The organism is Pseudomonas sp. Ag1, assembly GCF_000278565.1.
Lineage (GTDB): Bacteria > Pseudomonadota > Gammaproteobacteria > Pseudomonadales > Pseudomonadaceae > Aquipseudomonas.
On record NZ_AKVH01000075.1, the window covers coordinates 1 to 16,386 of the forward strand.

The 16,386-nt window shown below is 60.9% G+C and carries 15 protein-coding genes; 5 read left to right on the forward strand and 10 right to left on the reverse strand.

Going from position 1 to position 16,386, the window contains the following annotated elements:
* The first annotated feature begins 183 nt into the window (after positions 1–183).
* Together A462_RS26375 and pdeM are read left to right on the forward strand one after the other, a co-directional pair.
* A complete protein-coding gene (locus tag A462_RS26375) occupies positions 184–2,661 on the forward strand; it encodes a ligase-associated DNA damage response DEXH box helicase (protein WP_008432207.1) in 2,478 nt (825 codons plus the stop codon).
* On the forward strand, positions 2,661–3,317 hold the full coding sequence (gene pdeM, locus A462_RS26370) for a ligase-associated DNA damage response endonuclease PdeM (RefSeq protein ID WP_008432209.1): 657 nt from the start codon (positions 2,661–2,663) through the stop codon (positions 3,315–3,317). Before A462_RS26375 ends, pdeM begins: the two co-directional genes overlap by 1 nt.
* 31 nt (positions 3,318–3,348) lie before the next feature.
* Here pdeM and A462_RS26365 read toward each other — a convergent pair whose 3' ends face one another.
* Complete coding sequence (locus tag A462_RS26365; RefSeq protein ID WP_003219272.1) at positions 3,349–3,552, reverse strand: hypothetical protein; 204 nt, start codon at positions 3,550–3,552, stop codon at positions 3,349–3,351.
* Between the two features lie 107 nt (positions 3,553–3,659).
* Complete coding sequence (dcd, locus tag A462_RS26360) at positions 3,660–4,226, reverse strand: dCTP deaminase (protein ID WP_003219273.1); 567 nt, start codon at positions 4,224–4,226, stop codon at positions 3,660–3,662.
* Positions 4,227–4,604: 378 nt separating this feature from the next.
* Here dcd and A462_RS26355 point away from each other — a divergent pair, with 378 nt between their 5' ends.
* On the forward strand, positions 4,605–4,814 hold the full coding sequence (locus A462_RS26355) for a cold-shock protein (protein ID WP_002554837.1): 210 nt from the start codon (positions 4,605–4,607) through the stop codon (positions 4,812–4,814).
* 334 nt (positions 4,815–5,148) lie between these two features.
* On the opposite strand, the gene rpoS is transcribed toward A462_RS26355, so the two are convergent.
* The 8 genes from rpoS to A462_RS26320 all read right to left on the reverse strand — a co-directional run bounded on the left by rpoS (position 5,149) and on the right by A462_RS26320 (position 12,269).
* The gene (gene rpoS, locus A462_RS26350) at positions 5,149–6,153 is read right to left on the reverse strand and encodes an RNA polymerase sigma factor RpoS (RefSeq protein WP_003219274.1); all 1,005 of its coding nucleotides are present in this window, start codon (positions 6,151–6,153) and stop codon (positions 5,149–5,151) included.
* A gap of 105 nt (positions 6,154–6,258) precedes the next feature.
* Positions 6,259–7,095 (reverse strand): peptidoglycan DD-metalloendopeptidase family protein, encoded by an 837-nt coding sequence (locus A462_RS0132315; protein ID WP_032898924.1) that lies wholly within the window; start codon positions 7,093–7,095, stop codon positions 6,259–6,261.
* Between the two features lie 210 nt (positions 7,096–7,305).
* On the reverse strand, positions 7,306–7,941 hold the full coding sequence (locus tag A462_RS26345) for a protein-L-isoaspartate(D-aspartate) O-methyltransferase (RefSeq protein ID WP_008432211.1): 636 nt from the start codon (positions 7,939–7,941) through the stop codon (positions 7,306–7,308).
* Positions 7,942–7,982: 41 nt separating this feature from the next.
* On the reverse strand, positions 7,983–8,732 hold the full coding sequence (gene surE / locus A462_RS26340; RefSeq protein WP_003219278.1) for a 5'/3'-nucleotidase SurE: 750 nt from the start codon (positions 8,730–8,732) through the stop codon (positions 7,983–7,985).
* Positions 8,720–9,778 carry a tRNA pseudouridine(13) synthase TruD gene (gene truD, locus A462_RS26335; RefSeq protein ID WP_003219280.1) on the reverse strand — a complete coding sequence of 353 codons (1,059 nt, stop codon included), beginning with the start codon at positions 9,776–9,778 and terminating at the stop codon, positions 8,720–8,722. Before truD ends, surE begins: the two co-directional genes overlap by 13 nt.
* Positions 9,775–10,248 carry a 2-C-methyl-D-erythritol 2,4-cyclodiphosphate synthase gene (ispF, locus tag A462_RS26330; protein ID WP_003219282.1) on the reverse strand — a complete coding sequence of 158 codons (474 nt, stop codon included), beginning with the start codon at positions 10,246–10,248 and terminating at the stop codon, positions 9,775–9,777. The genes truD and ispF overlap by 4 nt, the downstream gene beginning before the upstream one ends.
* A gap of 54 nt (positions 10,249–10,302) precedes the next feature.
* Positions 10,303–11,148, reverse strand: a complete 846-nt coding sequence (fghA, locus tag A462_RS26325; protein WP_003219284.1) for an S-formylglutathione hydrolase — start codon at positions 11,146–11,148, stop codon at positions 10,303–10,305.
* An 8-nt stretch (positions 11,149–11,156) separates the two neighbouring features.
* Positions 11,157–12,269, reverse strand: coding sequence for an S-(hydroxymethyl)glutathione dehydrogenase/class III alcohol dehydrogenase (locus A462_RS26320; RefSeq protein WP_008432216.1), 1,113 nt, complete (start codon positions 12,267–12,269; stop codon positions 11,157–11,159).
* 109 nt (positions 12,270–12,378) lie between these two features.
* Between A462_RS26320 and A462_RS26315 the strand changes: the two genes are divergently transcribed.
* Positions 12,379–13,275, forward strand: coding sequence for a LysR substrate-binding domain-containing protein (locus A462_RS26315; protein WP_003219287.1), 897 nt, complete (start codon positions 12,379–12,381; stop codon positions 13,273–13,275).
* Between the two features lie 69 nt (positions 13,276–13,344).
* Complete coding sequence (locus A462_RS26310; RefSeq protein ID WP_008432217.1) at positions 13,345–16,383, forward strand: dermonecrotic toxin domain-containing protein; 3,039 nt, start codon at positions 13,345–13,347, stop codon at positions 16,381–16,383.
* Positions 16,384–16,386: the final 3 nt, after the last annotated feature.

Here is a 16,386-nt window from a genome sequence, read left to right on the forward strand (position 1 = left end):
AGTGGTGGGGCAAAGACCTTTTGGTTACTTTTGGGGCGTTTGCCAAAAGTGACCCGCTGTAAGAGCGGAACCATAAGCAGCCGTTACCTAAATAACGGATATACACCCCCCCCCAAAAAAAATCGCAGTTAAACCTTTCCCCCACCCCAAAGGTCTCTGAATTACCCCCCCAGAGCCCCAAGCATGGCCAAATCCCCCAACTTCGCCAAAGACTGGTTCACCGCCAAGGGCTGGAAACCGTTCGCCTTCCAAAAAGACGTATGGCACGCAGTCAAGGAAGGCCAGTCGGGACTGCTCCACGCCAGCACCGGCGCCGGGAAAACCTACGCCCTGTGGTTCGCCGCCCTCAACCGCTTCGCCATCACCGAAACCACGCCCCGCAAACGCAAAGCCCCCGCCGAACCGCTGGCCGTCCTGTGGATCACCCCAATGCGCGCCTTGGCCGCCGACACCGCCCGCGCCCTTGAGGCCCCGCTCGAGTCACTGAAAATCCCCTGGACCGTCGGCCTGCGCACCGGCGACACCAGCAGCAGCGAACGCGCCCGCCAAACCCGCCGTCTGCCCACCACCCTGATCACCACCCCGGAAAGCCTCACGCTGATGCTCGCCCGCGCCGACAGCCAGGCCAGCCTGTCGCACCTGCGCATGGTGGTAGTGGACGAATGGCACGAACTGATCGGCAACAAACGCGGCGTGCAATTGCAACTGGCCCTCGCCCGCCTTCGGCAATGGCACCCCGACCTGATTGTGTGGGGCATTTCCGCAACCCTGGGTAATCAGGCCCACGCGTTGGAGGTGTTGATCCCACAAGGCGGCGGGATCAACGTCCAAGGCCAAACCACCAAACAGTTGCGAGTAGACACCCTGTTGCCACCGGTTATCGAGCGCTTTCCGTGGGCCGGCCATATCGGCCTGAAAATGCTCCCGCAAGTGGTGGCCGAAGTTGATGCCAGCAGCAGTTGCCTGGTGTTTACCAACACACGGGCACAATCGGAAATCTGGTACCAGGCCCTGCTCGACGCGCGCCCCGACTGGGCCGGAGTGATTGCCCTGCACCACGGCTCGCTGTCCCGGGAAACCCGGGACTGGGTGGAGCGAGCCCTGAAGGAGGGGCAACTGAAGGCCGTGGTGTGTACGTCGAGCCTGGACCTGGGGGTAGATTTCCTGCCGGTGGAACGGGTACTGCAGATTGGCTCCGCCAAGGGCGTAGCCCGGCTGATGCAGCGCGCAGGGCGCTCCGGCCACGCACCGGGCCGGCCTTCGCGGGTCACGCTGGTGCCAACCCACAGCCTGGAAATGGTGGAAGCCGCTGCCGCGCAGGACGCCATCGCTGAACGGCGCATAGAAGCGCGCCAGTCGCCTCACAAGCCGTTGGATGTGCTGGTGCAGCATCTGGTGAGCATGGCGCTGGGCGGCGGCTTTGTGCCGGATGAGCTGCTGGCGGAGGTGCGCACCGCGTGGGCCTATCGTGACCTGAGCGCAGCAGACTGGGCCTGGGCCCTGGGCTTCGTGCGCCATGGTGGCCTGTCGCTGACGGCCTACCCGGATTACCGCCGGGTCGAGCCGGACGAACACGGCATCTGGCGCGTCCCCGACGCACGCCTGGCGCGGCGCCATCGCATGAGCGTGGGTACGATCGTCAGCGACGCCAGCATCCAGCTGAAATTCTGGAGCAAAGGCGGCGGTGGCAAGACCCTGGGCAGTGTCGAGGAAGGCTTTATTGCACGACTGAAGCCAGGGGATGGTTTCCTGTTCGCCGGCCGCTTGCTGGAGTTGGTACGGGTGGAAAACATGACTGCTTATGTGAAGCGCAGCACCGCGAAAAAGGCTGCCGTGCCACGCTGGAACGGCGGGCGCATGCCTCTTTCCAACGAGCTGGCCCAGGCGGTGGTCGAGCGCTTTGATGCGGCTGCCCACGGTCACTATCTCGGCCCGGAGATGCAAGCGGTGCAACCCTTGCTGGAAACCCAACTGCGCTGGTCCGGACTGCCGACCCGCGATCACTTGCTGGCCGAGGCCCTCAAGTCACGGGAAGGCTGGCATCTGTTCCTGTATCCGTTTGCCGGGCGCCAGGTGCATCTGGGGCTGGCGAGCCTGCTGGCTTGGCGCGTCAGCCGGCGGCAGGCGGTGACGTTCTCGATTGCGGTCAATGACTATGGGCTGGAACTGCTGAGTGCCACCGAAGTGGATTGGCCTGAGTTATTGGGCGGCGAACTGCTGAGCGCGGATCATCTGCTGGATGACGTGGTAGCCAGCCTGAATGCCGGTGAGCTGGCCCTGCGACGTTTTCGCGAGATCGCGCGGATCGCCGGGCTGGTGTTCGCAGGCTATCCGGGCGCGCCGAAAAGTACGCGTCAGGTCCAGGCTTCCAGCGGTTTGTTCTTTGAAGTATTCAAGCAATATGACCCGCAGAACCTGCTGCTGACCCAGGCCGGGGAAGAAGTCCTGCGGGATGAGCTGGATATTCGTCGCCTGGAAGAGACCTTGCGCCACCTGTCTGGGCTGAAACTGGACCTGCATCGCATCAAACGGCCTACGCCGTTGGCCTTTCCGCTGCTGGTGGAACGTTTTCGGGAAAGCCTGAGCTCGGAAAAACTCTCGGAGCGGATTGCGCGGATGGTCAAGGATCTGGAAAAAGTCGCCGATAACGGGAAGCCCTGATGCCCGCTCATTACCCGATACATCTGGCGGAAGAAGCGCTGTGGTTGCTGGCGGACAAGGCGGTGTACTGGCCTGCGAGAAAGTGCCTGCTGATCGCCGACGCGCATTTTGGCAAGGCGTCGGCCTATCGCAGCCTGGGCCAGCCAGTGCCACAGGGCACGACGACGGCCAACCTGCAGTGCCTGGACCGGTTGTTGGCGGCTTTCCCCGGCGCGCAGGTGATCTTTCTCGGCGACTTTCTCCACGGGCCTGGCTCTCACGCCAGCGGCACCCTGAACGCCCTGAGAGCCTGGCGTGAGCGTCATGCAGGCGTGGCGCTCACGCTGATTCGCGGCAACCACGACAAACGCGCCGGCGACCCGCCTGGCGATCTGAACATTGAGGTGGTGACCGAACCCTTGCTGATGGGCCCGTTTGCCTTGCAGCACGAGCCCGACGCCCATGCCAGCCACCATGTGCTGGCCGGGCACGTGCATCCGGTGTATCGCCTGCGGGGCAAGGGCCGGCAAAGCTTGCGCCTGCCGTGCTTCCTGATCGGCAACCAAGTCAGCCTGCTACCGGCGTTCGGCGCTTTTACCGGGGGTTATTCAGTGACGCAGGAAGAAGGCAGCCGGATCTTCGTGATCGGAGACCAGGAAGTATGGCCAGTGCGTTGAGCAACTGACCATTGGCGACACGTGCAGGAAATCAGGCCACAGGGGCGGGAGGCGGTTCGTCAGGGAGAGTGGGTTCGCCAGGCTCTTCAGGCTGGTTGGGCCAGGGATCATCGGGACCTGGCTGGCCGGGAATGCCGCCTGCGGCGGGATCGGCCATCAAGGACCAGGCCATCACACCAATCTGGTTGGGTTCAAGCCGGGCGAGTTCGGCGCTGATTCGCGGATCGAGCTTCATAGGGGACTCCTCAAGCGTGGCCCGGCGCGTTGTGCACGCGTCGGGGCAGTACACCCAATAGAGTGCATGCCCGCTGACAAATTCCCTTAGCCTGTAAGACGATTCGATCAAGTGCGTGGGAGAGTGACGCCGCGCTGGCCCTGATACTTGCCGCCACGGTCCTTATAGGACACTTCGCACTCTTCGTCGGATTCGAAGAACAGCATCTGCGCCACGCCTTCGTTGGCGTAGATTTTTGCCGGCAAGGTGGTGGTGTTGGAGAACTCCAGGGTGACGTGCCCTTCCCATTCCGGCTCCAGCGGCGTCACGTTGACGATGATGCCGCAGCGCGCGTAGGTGCTTTTGCCCAGGCAGATAGTCAGGACATTACGCGGGATACGGAAGAATTCGACGGTGCGCGCCAGGGCAAAGGAGTTTGGCGGGATGATGCAGACGTCGCTCTTGACGTCGACGAAGCTTTTTTCGTCGAAGTTTTTCGGATCGACGGTTGCCGAGTTGATGTTGGTGAACACCTTGAACTCATCGGCGCAGCGTACGTCGTAGCCGTAGCTGGAAACCCCGAACGAGATCAGCCGCTCAGCGCCTTCGCCACGCATCTGGCGCTCCACGAAGGGCTCGATCATGCCGTGCTCTTGCGCCATGCGGCGAATCCACTTGTCCGATTTGATGCTCATGGCGGGTGTCCTGAATAGCGAGGTGAAAAAATTCTGTTGGGCATCTTACCGGGGCTGGCCCCGTGGTTCAAAGGGGCGGCTGTTTTTCTTGGCGCCGCGCAGCCCCTGCTGGGCGGGGCGCACCTTCAATCGTGGGGTGTTGGTGCGGTATCAGGGTGCCGCCAGTCACGAAAATAGAGAAACCTTCGGAAATACCATTGGCACGTTCCGGAAAAAGGGTTAAGGTGGCGCCACTGTGCTGCTTGTGTCACTGAGAATCTCTACACGATATGTTGAATTTCGATCCAACCATCTCCAAGAATTTTTCCTGCTCTTTGCACTCAGTCTCGGCCAGGGCTTTTCCTGAGTCGCAGTTAACTTTGTCCAAGGAGATACACCATGTCTAATCGCCAAACTGGTACCGTTAAGTGGTTCAACGATGAAAAAGGCTTCGGCTTCATCACTCCACAATCCGGTGACGACCTGTTCGTTCACTTCAAAGCTATCCAATCCGACGGCTTCAAAAGCCTGAAAGAAGGCCAACAGGTTTCTTTCATCGCTACCCGCGGTCAGAAAGGCATGCAAGCTGAAGAAGTTCAAGTTATCTAACTTGTACTGATTTAGTCGAAAAGCCCCGCCCTCAAAAGCGGGGCTTTTTTGTGCCCGCTCGTTCCTACGCTCTGCGTGGGAATGCCTCTTGTGACGCTCTGCRTCACGCTTTGGGACGCGGAGCGTCCYGGGCTGCATTCCCACGCAGAGCGTGGGAACGAGCAAAGAGGGGCTTTTTTTGTGCTCGGGATTTGCCAATCACACGATGTAATTCCATGCACAAAAAAATGTGGGAGCGGGCTTGCTCGCGAAAGCGGTGAATCAGTCGCCAGATAGGCTGACTGAAACACCGTATTCGCGAGCAAGCCCGCTCCCACATTTCATCCTGCGTCGCTTATTGAAACAACGACTCACTCGACAAGCCATTCTTCTCGAGGATCTCGCGCAAGCGCTTGAGGCCCTCGACCTGGATCTGCCGCACCCGCTCACGGGTCAAGCCAATCTCCAGGCCAACATCTTCCAGGGTGCTGCTTTCGTGGCCGCGCAGCCCGAAGCGGCGAATCACCACCTCACGCTGTTTGTCCGTCAGCTCCGAAAGCCACTGGTCGATGCTTTGCGACAGATCGTCGTCCTGCAGCAACTCACATGGGTCCGTAGGACGATCATCGGTCAGGGTGTCCAGCAGGGTTTTATCCGAATCCGGACCCAGCGAGACATCGACGGAAGACACCCGCTCATTGAGACCGAGCATGCGCTTGACCTCTCCCACCGGTTTTTCCAGCAGGTTGGCGATTTCTTCAGGCGAAGGTTCATGATCGAGTTTCTGTGTCAGCTCACGCGCCGCCCGCAGGTAGACGTTGAGCTCCTTGACCACATGGATCGGCAACCGGATCGTACGGGTCTGATTCATGATCGCCCGTTCGATGGTCTGACGAATCCACCAGGTGGCGTAGGTCGAAAAGCGGAAGCCCCGCTCAGGGTCGAACTTTTCCACCGCCCGGATCAGGCCGAGATTGCCTTCCTCGATCAAGTCCAACAGGGACAGCCCACGATTGACGTAGCGTCGGGCGATTTTCACCACCAGTCGCAGGTTGCTTTCAATCATGCGCTTGCGCCCAGCCGGATCGCCCTTTTGCGACAAGCGCGCAAAATGGACTTCTTCTTCGGGAGTGAGCAGAGGGGAAAAGCCGATTTCATTGAGGTACAACTGAGTCGCGTCGAGCGCCCGTGTGTAATCAATGTACTTGTGTTGCTTTAACGCGGTGGAGTTCTTGGATTTGGTGCGAACTGAAGGTACAGCAGGTCCCTCATTCGACATCGATTCCGTATCGATGACAGTCTCCATAAGGAGAACCTCATCGTCGATGTCAAACTCCGGCGCTTCTTTACTGAGAGCCATTGTTATAGTCCTTTGGTGAGTTCGACCTCAAGCTCAAGCGACGCCTTTATCCTTGGCAACGCTGGAGCCTGTTCCTACTACGTGAGGAACAGGCTGTGCAACACATCAACGACGGGGAAGGAATTGCAGCGGATCAACAGGCTTCCCTTGGCGGCGAATCTCAAAGTGCAGTTTCACCCGGTCTGTACCAGTTGACCCCATTTCGGCAATTGTCTGTCCGACTTTGACCTGCTGCCCCTCCCGAACCAACAGCCTGCGGTTGTGACCGTAGGCACTGACGTAGGTATCGCTGTGTTTGATGATGACCAGCTCGCCGTAGCCCCGTAAACCACTCCCGGCGTATACCACTGTCCCATCAGACGCAGCTAAAACAGGCTGTCCCAAATCCCCGGCGATATCAATGCCTTTATTCAAACTACCGTTTGAAGAGAATTTTCCAATAAGGATGCCATTTGAGGGCCATCCCCAGCCGGTCGGTGCAGGCCCCGCCGGCGGCATCGGCGCAGGTGCCGGCTTGCTCGCAACGCTAGGCGCGGCGGTGCCTGCAGGCCGGGTGATGATGGTGGTCTTGCTCGAAGACGACGGCGAAGAAGCCGTGTTTGTGACAACCGCGGTCGGTGTTGAACCGGTTCGTCCATCGAAACGAATGGTCTGACCTGGATGTATCGTGTACGGCACAGGGATGTTGTTACGGGCGGCGAGCGCCTTGTAATCCCAGCCATAACGAAAGGCGATCGAGAACATCGTATCGCCCTTGCGCACGACGTATTGGCCAGTGGTAACGGTAGGTTTCTGCGGTACCGCATTATTGCGGTCGACCACCCGCGCACCACCGGATGGCGTGCTTGAACAAGCCGCCAGCAAGGAACTCAAGACAAGGCCAATCACCAGTCGCTGAAAGCTTGTTTGACTCATACGCTGTGCAATGACCGTGAGACTCACCCGCCGCTCCCTTTGTGGTGGCTGACTATGAACGCCTGTATCAGGCTTGAAATATGACGCAAGTATAACTGGCCGTTGGGTTTTTACTGGAAACACGACTCTAAAGAAAATTTCATCATGTTTAACTCCGACGGCTGATGATGTGGACTCAACAGACCCCGCTGTAAGACACATACCCGGCAATAGAATTCAGTACGCAGGAATAATTGATCAGGCCAGCGGACCGTTGAGCAGCGGGACAAAACGCACGGCGCCGAGCACATGCCGGGAAAAGCCCTCTTCCTCGCGAATGATCAACATTAATTGTTGCACTTCGCCGGCGCCCACCGGAATCACCAGGCGCCCGCCGGGAGCCAGTTGATCGAGCAAGGCCTGGGGCACGTCGGTCGCCACCGCGGTGACGATAATGCCGTTGTATGGCGCCAGTGCCGGCCAGCCTTCCCAGCCATCACCCCAACGGAACACCACGTTGCGCAGGTTCAACTCCACCAGGCGTTCCTTGGCCCGGTCTTGCAACACCTTGATGCGCTCCACGGAAAACACCCGCTCCACCAGCTGCGACAACACGGCCGTCTGGTAGCCGGAGCCGGTGCCGATTTCCAGCACCTTGTCCAGCGGGCCCGCCGCCAGCAGCAACTCACTCATCCGCGCCACCATATAGGGCTGGGAGATGGTCTGGTTGTGGCCGATGGGCAAGGCTGTGTCTTCATAGGCGCGGTGCGCCAGGGCTTCATCGACAAACAGATGCCGCGGGGTACGCCGGATGACTTCCAGCACCTGGGCATTGGACAGCCCTTCTTCATACAGGCGCTGGATCAATCGCTCGCGGGTGCGCTGGGAGGTCATCCCGATGCCCCGGCGCAGCAGGTCGTCTTGTTCACGAGCCATCAGCGCAGCCCCTCCAGCCAGCCATCGAGGCTACTGAAGGCATCACTGAAGGTGCGATCAAGTTGCAACGGGGTAATCGAGACATAACCTTGCATCACCGCATGAAAGTCCGTGCCCTCGCCACCGTCCTCGGCATCGCCGGCAGCGGCAATCCAGTACCCTTCCCTGCCACGCGGGTCGACCACCTTCAGCGGCGCTGCCGCACGGGCACGGTGGCCGAGGCGGGTCAGCTGGATACCGCGAATGTGGTCCAGGGGCAGATTGGGAATATTGACGTTGAGCACCGTGCGCGGCGGCAGGACCAGGGTGTCATGGGCCTCCACCAGCTTGCGGGCGAAATACGCCGCAGTCGCCAGGTTGTCCAGTTGACGGGACGCAAACGAAAAAGCGAACGAGGTCCGACCGAGGAAGCGCCCTTCAAGGGCTGCCGCCACCGTACCGGAATACAGCACGTCGTCACCCAGGTTGGCGCCCAGGTTGATCCCGGAAACCACCAGGTCCGGCTCGCGGTCCAGCAGGCTGTTGATCGCCAGGTGCACGCAGTCGGTCGGCGTGCCATTCACGCTGATAAAGCCGTTGGGCAACGTCTGTGTATGCAACGGACGGTCGAGCGTCAGCGAGCTGCTGGCGCCGCTTTTGTCCTGGTCCGGGGCAACCACCACGCACTCGGCGTAATCCGCCAGCGCAGCATGAAGCGCGGCAAGGCCGGGTGCAGTGACCCCGTCGTCGTTAGATATCAGAATACGCATGGGCTGTCCGTCTGCCCCACCGGCACCAGATCTACAAGCTCGCGCACCAAGACAGTGGCGAAGCATCCAGCCGGCAGGACGAATTCCAATTGCAGAATGTCAGGTTCGGGATAATGCCACGTCAACCCGCCAATGGGCAGTCGAAGAATGCGACGTTCCTGGCTCATGCCGGCATTCACCAGCCAATCCCGCAGTTCGGCTTCACCGTCGGCAATCGCCTGTTCCAGCGCGAAGGTTGCTCCCGCCGCCGGCGAATCACCTTCGCCCCACTGCGGGCCGGTGGGATGCAGGTCGAGGATTGCCAGGCGCGGGTCGCTGCATTCAGCCTCCCCCGCCGGGAAAAAGCTGCGGCTGTCGGTAAACGCCAGCAAGTCACCGACCTGGGCGCGCTGCCAGGAACCGTCGGCCACCCGCGCCGCCAGCACTTTATTGAACAGGAAGCTGCGGGCCGTCGAGAGCAGGCGCGAACGCACATTGCGCTGCTCCGGCAAGGCCTTGCGCGCCGCCCAGTCACGGGCATCGACGACGTTGCCGCCGTTATGGCCGAAACGCTGGGCGCCGAAATAGTTGGGAATGCCTTGCCGGGCGATCAGTTGCAGGCGGGCGTCGATGGCCGCCGCATCCCCGGCAAACTGGGTCAGGCGCAAGGTAAAGCCGTTGGCCGAATGCGCGCCGCGCTGCAGCTTGCGCTTGTGACGGCCGGTCTTGAGGATCTTCAGGGTGTCGTTTTCAGCCGCGCTCAGGTCCGGGTCCGCCTTGCCCGGCAACTGCACGCTGAACCACTGGCGTGTCAGCGCCTGGCGGTCCTTGAGCCCGGCGTAGCTGACGGTACGCAACGGCACTCCCGCCGCCTTGGCAATCCGCCGCGCCGCCTCTTCGGTATTCAGGCCGCGCTTTTCCACCCACAACCACAGGTGTTCACCCTCGCCGGTCAGCGGGATATCCAGCACTTCATCCACCTGGAAGTCTTCAGCGGTGGCCTTCAGAACAGCGCTGCCCAAGGCCTCGCCATAGGCACGCGGGCCCAGCAGTTGCAGATCATTCATGCGCGCAGCAACAAGGCAACGGAGTGCACGGCAATGCCCTCTTCGCGACCGGTAAACCCGAGCTTTTCGGTGGTGGTGGCTTTTACGTTCACTTGATCCAACTCAACTTGAAGATCCGCGGCAATCAGCGCGCGCATCGTTTCGATATGCGGGGCCATCTTGGGCGCCTGGGCGACGATGGTGTTGTCGACGTTGCCGACCTTCCAGCCCTTGGCATGGATCAAGCCGACCACGTGACGCAACAGCACACGGCTGTCCGCGCCCTTGAAGGTCGGGTCGGTGTCCGGAAAGTGCTTGCCGATGTCGCCCAACGCAGCTGCGCCGAGCAAGGCATCGCTCAAGGCATGCAGCACCACGTCGCCGTCGGAATGAGCCAGCAACCCGTGGTGGTGCGCGATCCGCACGCCGCCCAGGGTGATGAAATCGCCTTCGGCGAAACGGTGCACATCATAGCCGTGGCCAATACGCATAAAAAAACGCCCCGATTTAATTCAGGGCGTGATTCTACCTACTTTTGCCTCACATTAACCGAGCAAAGCGCGCGCGTGATGGCGTAAATGGTCTTCGATGAAGCTGGCGATAAAGAAGTAGCTGTGGTCATAGCCCGGTTGCAGGCGCAGCTCCAGCGGATGGTTCGCCGCCCTGGCCGCCTGTTGCAACGCTTCAGGCTTGAGCTGCACCGCGAGGAAATCGTCGCGGTCGCCCTGGTCCACCAGCAATGGCAGCTTTTCCGAGGCTTCGCTGATCAACACGCAGGCATCCCATTCGCGCCATTTCGAGCGCTCTTCGCCCAGGTAGCGGGAGAATGCCTTCTGGCCCCACGGGCAATCCATCGGGTTGTTGATCGGCGAGAACGCCGACACCGACTGATAACGCCCCGGGTTGCGCAAGGCACACACCAGCGCGCCGTGGCCGCCCATGGAGTGGCCGCTGATCCCGCGTTTGGCCGACGCCGGGAAATGCGCCTCGACCAATGCCGGCAACTCCTGCACCACGTAGTCATGCATCCGATAGTGCTGGGCCCAGGGCTCCTGGGTGGCGTTCAGGTAGAAACCGGCGCCCAGGCCAAAGTCCCAGGCGTTGTCCGGATCACCCGGCACACCGGGGCCGCGCGGGCTGGTGTCCGGCGCAACAATGATCAACCCCAGCTCGGCTGCCATGCGTTGCGCGCCGGCCTTCTGCATGAAGTTCTCATCGGTGCAGGTCAGCCCCGACAGCCAGTACAGCACCGGCAATTTGCCGCCCTGCTCCGCTTGCGGCGGCAGGTACACGGCGAAGGTCATGTCGCAACCCAGCACGTCGGAATGATGCTTGTAGCGTTTATGCCAGCCGCCGAAGCTTTTCTGGCACGACAGGTTTTCCAGACTCATGGCCGACCTCAGAAGTGAATAACGGTGCGGATGCTCTTGCCTTCATGCATCAGGTCAAACGCCTTGTTGATATCTTCCAGGCCCATGGTGTGGGTGATGAACGTATCCAGCGGGATTTCACCGGCCTGGGCCATTTCCACATAGCTTGGCAACTCGCTGCGACCGCGCACGCCGCCGAACGCCGAACCGCGCCAGACGCGGCCGGTGACCAGCTGGAACGGACGGGTAGCAATTTCCTGGCCGGCGCCGGCCACGCCGATGATCACCGACTCGCCCCAACCTTTGTGGCAGCACTCAAGGGCCGCACGCATCAGTTGGACATTGCCGATGCACTCGAAGGAAAAGTCGACGCCGCCGTCGGTCAAATCGACGATCACGTCCTGGATCGGGCGGTCGTAGTCTTTCGGGTTGATGCAGTCGGTGGCACCCAGCTGCCTGGCGATTTCAAACTTGGCCGGGTTGATGTCGATGGCAATGATGCGGCCGGCCTTGGCTTTCACCGCGCCGATCACCGCCGACAGGCCGATGCCGCCCAGGCCGAAGATGGCCACGGTGTCGCCTGGCTTGACCTTGGCGGTGTTGATCACTGCACCGATACCGGTGGTGACACCACAGCCCAGCAGGCAGACTTTTTCCAGCGGCGCTTCTTTGGGAATCTTCGCCACGGAGATTTCCGGCAGCACGGTGTATTCGGAGAAGGTCGAAGTGCCCATGTAGTGGAAAATCGGCTGGCCCTTGTAGGAAAAGCGCGAGGTGCCATCTGGCATCAGGCCTTTGCCCTGGGTGGCGCGAATCGCCTGGCAGAGGTTGGTCTTGCCCGACAGGCAGAATTTGCACTTGCCGCATTCCGGGGTGTACAGCGGGATCACGTGGTCGCCCACCGCCACCGAGGTCACGCCTTCGCCGATGGCTTCAACCACGGCGCCGCCTTCGTGGCCGAGGATCGACGGGAAAATGCCTTCCGGGTCCGCGCCAGACAGGGTGTAGGCATCGGTATGGCACACACCGGACGCCACCACCCGCAACAGCACCTCGCCCGCCTTGGGCATGGCCACATCCACTTCAACGATCTCGAGGGGTTTCTTGGCTTCGAAGGCTACGGCCGCGCGGGACTTGATCATCCGGTTTCTCCATCGGGTTAAAAACGTAAGGCCGGCAGTGTAAAACATGCTCATCTGATTAATAATCCAGACAAAAGCAAAACATTATTGCCGTACAGGGACAATCAGCATGCTGGAAAACCGCTGGGAGGGCATCGACGAGTTCGTCGCCGTGGCCGAATGCAGCCAATTCACCGCGGCCGCCGAGCGCCTGGGCGTGTCGTCGTCCCATATCAGCCGCCAGGTCGCGCGACTGGAAGAGCGCCTGCAAACACGCTTGCTGTATCGCAGCACGCGCAAGGTGACATTGACCGAAGCCGGCCAGACCTTCCTGCAACATTGCCAGCGATTGCAGGACGGTCGCGAAGAAGCCTTGCGCGCCGTGGGCGACCTGGCCAGCGAGCCCAAGGGAATGTTGCGCATGACCTGCGCAGTGGCTTACGGCGAGCGTTTTATCGTGCCGCTGGTGACGCGGTTCATGGCGCTTTATCCGCAATTGCGCGTGGACGTGGAATTGACCAACCGCCAGCTGGACCTGGTGCACGAAGGCCTGGACCTGGCGATTCGCCTCGGGCGCCTGGCGGATTCGCGCATGGTTGCCAGCCGCCTCGCACCGCGGCGTATGTACCTGTGCGCGTCACCGTCCTACCTGGCCAGGTACGGGCGGCCACATAGCTTGTCGGAGTTAAGCCGGCATAACTGCCTGATCGGCAGCTCGGATATTTGGCAACTGGCCCAGGACGGGCGCGAATTTTCCCAGCGGGTACAGGGAAACTGGCGCTGCAACAGCGGGCAAGCGGTGCTGGATGCGGCCCTGCAAGGTGTCGGTCTTTGCCAGTTGCCGGACTATTACGTGCTGGAGCATTTGCACAGCGGCGCACTGGTGTCGTTACTCGAAGCCCATCAACCGCCCAACACCGCGGTTTGGGCGCTGTACCCACAACAACGCCACCTTTCGCCCAAGGTGCGAAAACTGGTGGACTTTCTCAAGGAGGGCCTGGGCAACCATCCCGTCTACCTGCGATAGACAGCTACCGCCCATGCAGCGCCTGAGTGCCGGTAAATAGCCTTTTTTACTGCGTAACCAGGCACCTCCATGATAACCAACGGCCCGCAACTCCAGCGCATCAGTCATTTCGTTCGCAAGGTCCTGGCGGATTTCCCCGTACCTTCGCAAATCGCCGCCCAGTTGATCCGCGAGCGGGTACAGCCCCTCAGCCAGGTCGAGTTCGACCCGGATACCACCCTCCTCGCCACCCTCGAATACAACACCGACAACCCCAATGCGGCCTTCACCGCCGTGGTGATCCAGTCGATGTCGCTGACCGAGGCCATGGTCTGCAATGCGCCCCAGCCCTCGGGCGGCATGCTCAATACCACCGGGTTTTCCACCACTGCACCTTATTTCAATATTGTCAGCGAGCTGCCGCGCTTGATGGATAACCGGATTCCGGCAATGTTCAACGAAGAGTTCATCGTCTCGGGCTGGATCCCGCCAAGGCGTTATGAGGCGCTGTATCTGCAAAGCCAGCCCCAGATTTACGACCCGAGCACGCAGCTGCAGATTTCACCAAAAACCTTCAGGCACATCGTTAACTCAAGCCATTTCGAACAAACCTACGACGAGGCGATCGGCAAGTTCTGGAACAGCCACCGGGAAAACTACAACACCCTGATGCGCATCGCGTTCACCAAAGCCTATCTGGAACAGTTCCATGAGTTCACCCTGACCGTGGCAGAGAGACAGCTGGCGGCACGGGCGGCGGGAATCGGCATCGACAAGAACCACGACAACCTCACCCTGGAGGATTTCCAGGAGCCCTATCGCCTCGACCCAAACCTGTCCCTGCGGCTATTGCGCGTTCACAACAGCGAATCCACCGACATCCTGACCATCACCGATAACCAAAGCCAGGTGACCCTGCTCTATATCCCGGGCAACTCCTCGCCCTTCCATGGGTTCAATAACCCGGCAGACATGCGCAGTTGGCTGGTGAAAACGGCAAGGGACGCCACTCAACGCAAGGCGCTGACCCAACACTTCGACGAGGACGCCATCGACTCCGGCCTGATCTACAGCGGCGTGGAGGAGGCACTGGTGGGGATGGCGGTGTTTCCGAAGCCGGCAACCTCCCCGGGGTTGTTCAACAGCCTGCGGGCCGATAACTACTGGGATCCCGAGCAGTACATCAATAACCCGATGTATCCGGCACTGGGCAGTAACCCGTTTGAGTTCATCGCCCGGCAGATCAGGGTACGCCTTGCAAAAGTAGCGGCGCGAAGCTTTATTTCGCCTCTGGATACGCTCAAGGCCGACACCCTGGATGCCCTGGAAAAAGCCTGCATTCTGGCGGTTCCCGTGGCACTGGCCATGGGCAACGCGCTATTGGCGGAATTTTGCTTCCTGACCTCCGGCGCGACTGAAATGGTGGTGGGTGCCGACGACCTGCTGCGCGGCAAACCCCACGCGAAGGAGCGCATTGTATTCGGCGCCCTTAACGCGCTGCCGGTGGTCGCCCATGGCGTGTCCAAGGGGCTCAAGGGCCTCGAAAGCCTGCGCCCCACCCTGGGCCCGGCAGTACGCCAGGATGCGGGCCGGATCAGCGTCAGCGCCATCAACGAAACCTCCATGGCGGCCAACACCGAGACGCGCACCCTGAGCCCACGGATGACTCCCGGCGGCCTGCAGACCATCCGGATTCACGGCGACCTGTACCTGACCTACAAGACCCCCAATGAATCAGGCTTCTTCGAACTGTTCGTAATGGCTCCCAACGCGCCAAACACGCTGCAATCCACCGGCCTGTATGCCATCCAGAGCGCCGACCTGAAGTGGCGCACGGCCGGGCTGGCCGGCGGAGGCGCATTTCGCAATGCCTGGCAAAGGGTCTACACGCTGTTCGGCGGCCCGCAACACTCGACGTTCTACAGTGCCTACGAGATGCCACCCCCCGCACGCGAGACCGTTTCGGAGATGCTCACCGACACCAGTTCGTTTTCGGAAAACCTTGAACCCGTGGGCAGCGGTGCCCAGCCGGTGAAAGACACCCGCAAGTTGTTTTTCGAGAAAAGAACCAAGCTGTCTGAAGATGCCACGATATTCTTTGCCAACTTGTCGTTTTCACCGATGCGGCCCGTGCTTCCAAGGCTCAGCCTGAATGAATCGCAGCCGACCATCATTCAAAAACTGCTGCACGCCAGCGACGGCCTGGTGATCGGCGAAAGCCATGGAGCCCTGTCGAGCAAGGCGTTCCTGATCAACAACATGCCGCTGTTGGCCAGCGAGGGGGTCAAACGCCTCTATTTCGAGCATCTGCTGACGGATGTACACATGCCCTTGCTCAAGGCGTTCTACCGTACCCGAAGCGCGGTGATGCCCGAGGAACTCAAAGGCTTCCTCAACAACATCTACCCGCCGTTGCGCGACCGGCACTACTCGTTCGTCAACATCGTCACCGCAGCCCGTGACGCCGGGATCAAAATCCAGCCGATCGACTGCACTGTCAGCTACATGCTGCGCGACCTGCCCGACACCGCCGACAACTTGCGCCAGCGCATGATGAACTTCTACGCCACCGAGGTGATTCAATGGATCCAGACCACCAAGCCGCGCCCGGGCAAATGGGTCGCACTGGTGGGCGACAGCCATACCAATACCTACAAAGGGATTCCGGGGATCGCCGAACTCACCGGCAGCATCGGCCTGCGGATCGAGGATGCAGCGGCTGGCGGGCACCTCGGCGTCGAAGTGGACACGGGACGCACCGCCAGCCTGGGCATCGGCAAGGGTGAGGGAACGGTCAAGGCCAACCTGGTCCTGCGGGTGGACCGCGCCAGCTTGCAACGCCCGGCGCAACCGGCGCCCGCCCCCTCCCAGCCCCAGGCCAGGACGCCACAGACGCTGCTGACCAAGCCAGGCCAGTTCATGCTGACCCCGGCCACCGTCACGACACCGGCACACCTTCACTACCGTTCACGGCGAGGCGACGTACGCCATTTCAGGATCGATCAACAGGGCGGCCGATACGCCATCAGCGCGCCCGGTTGGGCCGTGGACGGCAAACCGTTCGACAGCATTCAGGCACTGGTGGATGAGTTCAAGACCCCGGCCGGGGTTGAACAGATGACGGTGTGACCG

What these genes read in the sequence shown, in the direction of transcription:
- pdeM (WP_008432209.1), top strand. Translation starts at nt 2,661, where the DNA reads ATGCCCGCTCATTACCCGATACATCTGGCGGAAGAAGCGCTGTGGTTG.
- A462_RS26375 (WP_008432207.1), top strand. Translation starts at nt 184, where the DNA reads ATGGCCAAATCCCCCAACTTCGCCAAAGACTGGTTCACCGCCAAGGGC.
- truD (WP_003219280.1), bottom strand. Translation starts at nt 9,778, where the DNA reads ATGAATGATCTGCAACTGCTGGGCCCGCGTGCCTATGGCGAGGCCTTG.
- surE (WP_003219278.1), bottom strand. Translation starts at nt 8,732, where the DNA reads ATGCGTATTCTGATATCTAACGACGACGGGGTCACTGCACCCGGCCTT.
- dcd (WP_003219273.1), bottom strand. Translation starts at nt 4,226, where the DNA reads ATGAGCATCAAATCGGACAAGTGGATTCGCCGCATGGCGCAAGAGCAC.
- A462_RS26315 (WP_003219287.1), top strand. Translation starts at nt 12,379, where the DNA reads ATGCTGGAAAACCGCTGGGAGGGCATCGACGAGTTCGTCGCCGTGGCC.
- A462_RS26310 (WP_008432217.1), top strand. Translation starts at nt 13,345, where the DNA reads ATGATAACCAACGGCCCGCAACTCCAGCGCATCAGTCATTTCGTTCGC.
- A462_RS26365 (WP_003219272.1), bottom strand. Translation starts at nt 3,552, where the DNA reads ATGAAGCTCGATCCGCGAATCAGCGCCGAACTCGCCCGGCTTGAACCC.
- rpoS (WP_003219274.1), bottom strand. Translation starts at nt 6,153, where the DNA reads ATGGCTCTCAGTAAAGAAGCGCCGGAGTTTGACATCGACGATGAGGTT.
- A462_RS26355 (WP_002554837.1), top strand. Translation starts at nt 4,605, where the DNA reads ATGTCTAATCGCCAAACTGGTACCGTTAAGTGGTTCAACGATGAAAAA.
- ispF (WP_003219282.1), bottom strand. Translation starts at nt 10,248, where the DNA reads ATGCGTATTGGCCACGGCTATGATGTGCACCGTTTCGCCGAAGGCGAT.
- A462_RS26320 (WP_008432216.1), bottom strand. Translation starts at nt 12,269, where the DNA reads ATGATCAAGTCCCGCGCGGCCGTAGCCTTCGAAGCCAAGAAACCCCTC.
- A462_RS26345 (WP_008432211.1), bottom strand. Translation starts at nt 7,941, where the DNA reads ATGACCTCCCAGCGCACCCGCGAGCGATTGATCCAGCGCCTGTATGAA.
- fghA (WP_003219284.1), bottom strand. Translation starts at nt 11,148, where the DNA reads ATGAGTCTGGAAAACCTGTCGTGCCAGAAAAGCTTCGGCGGCTGGCAT.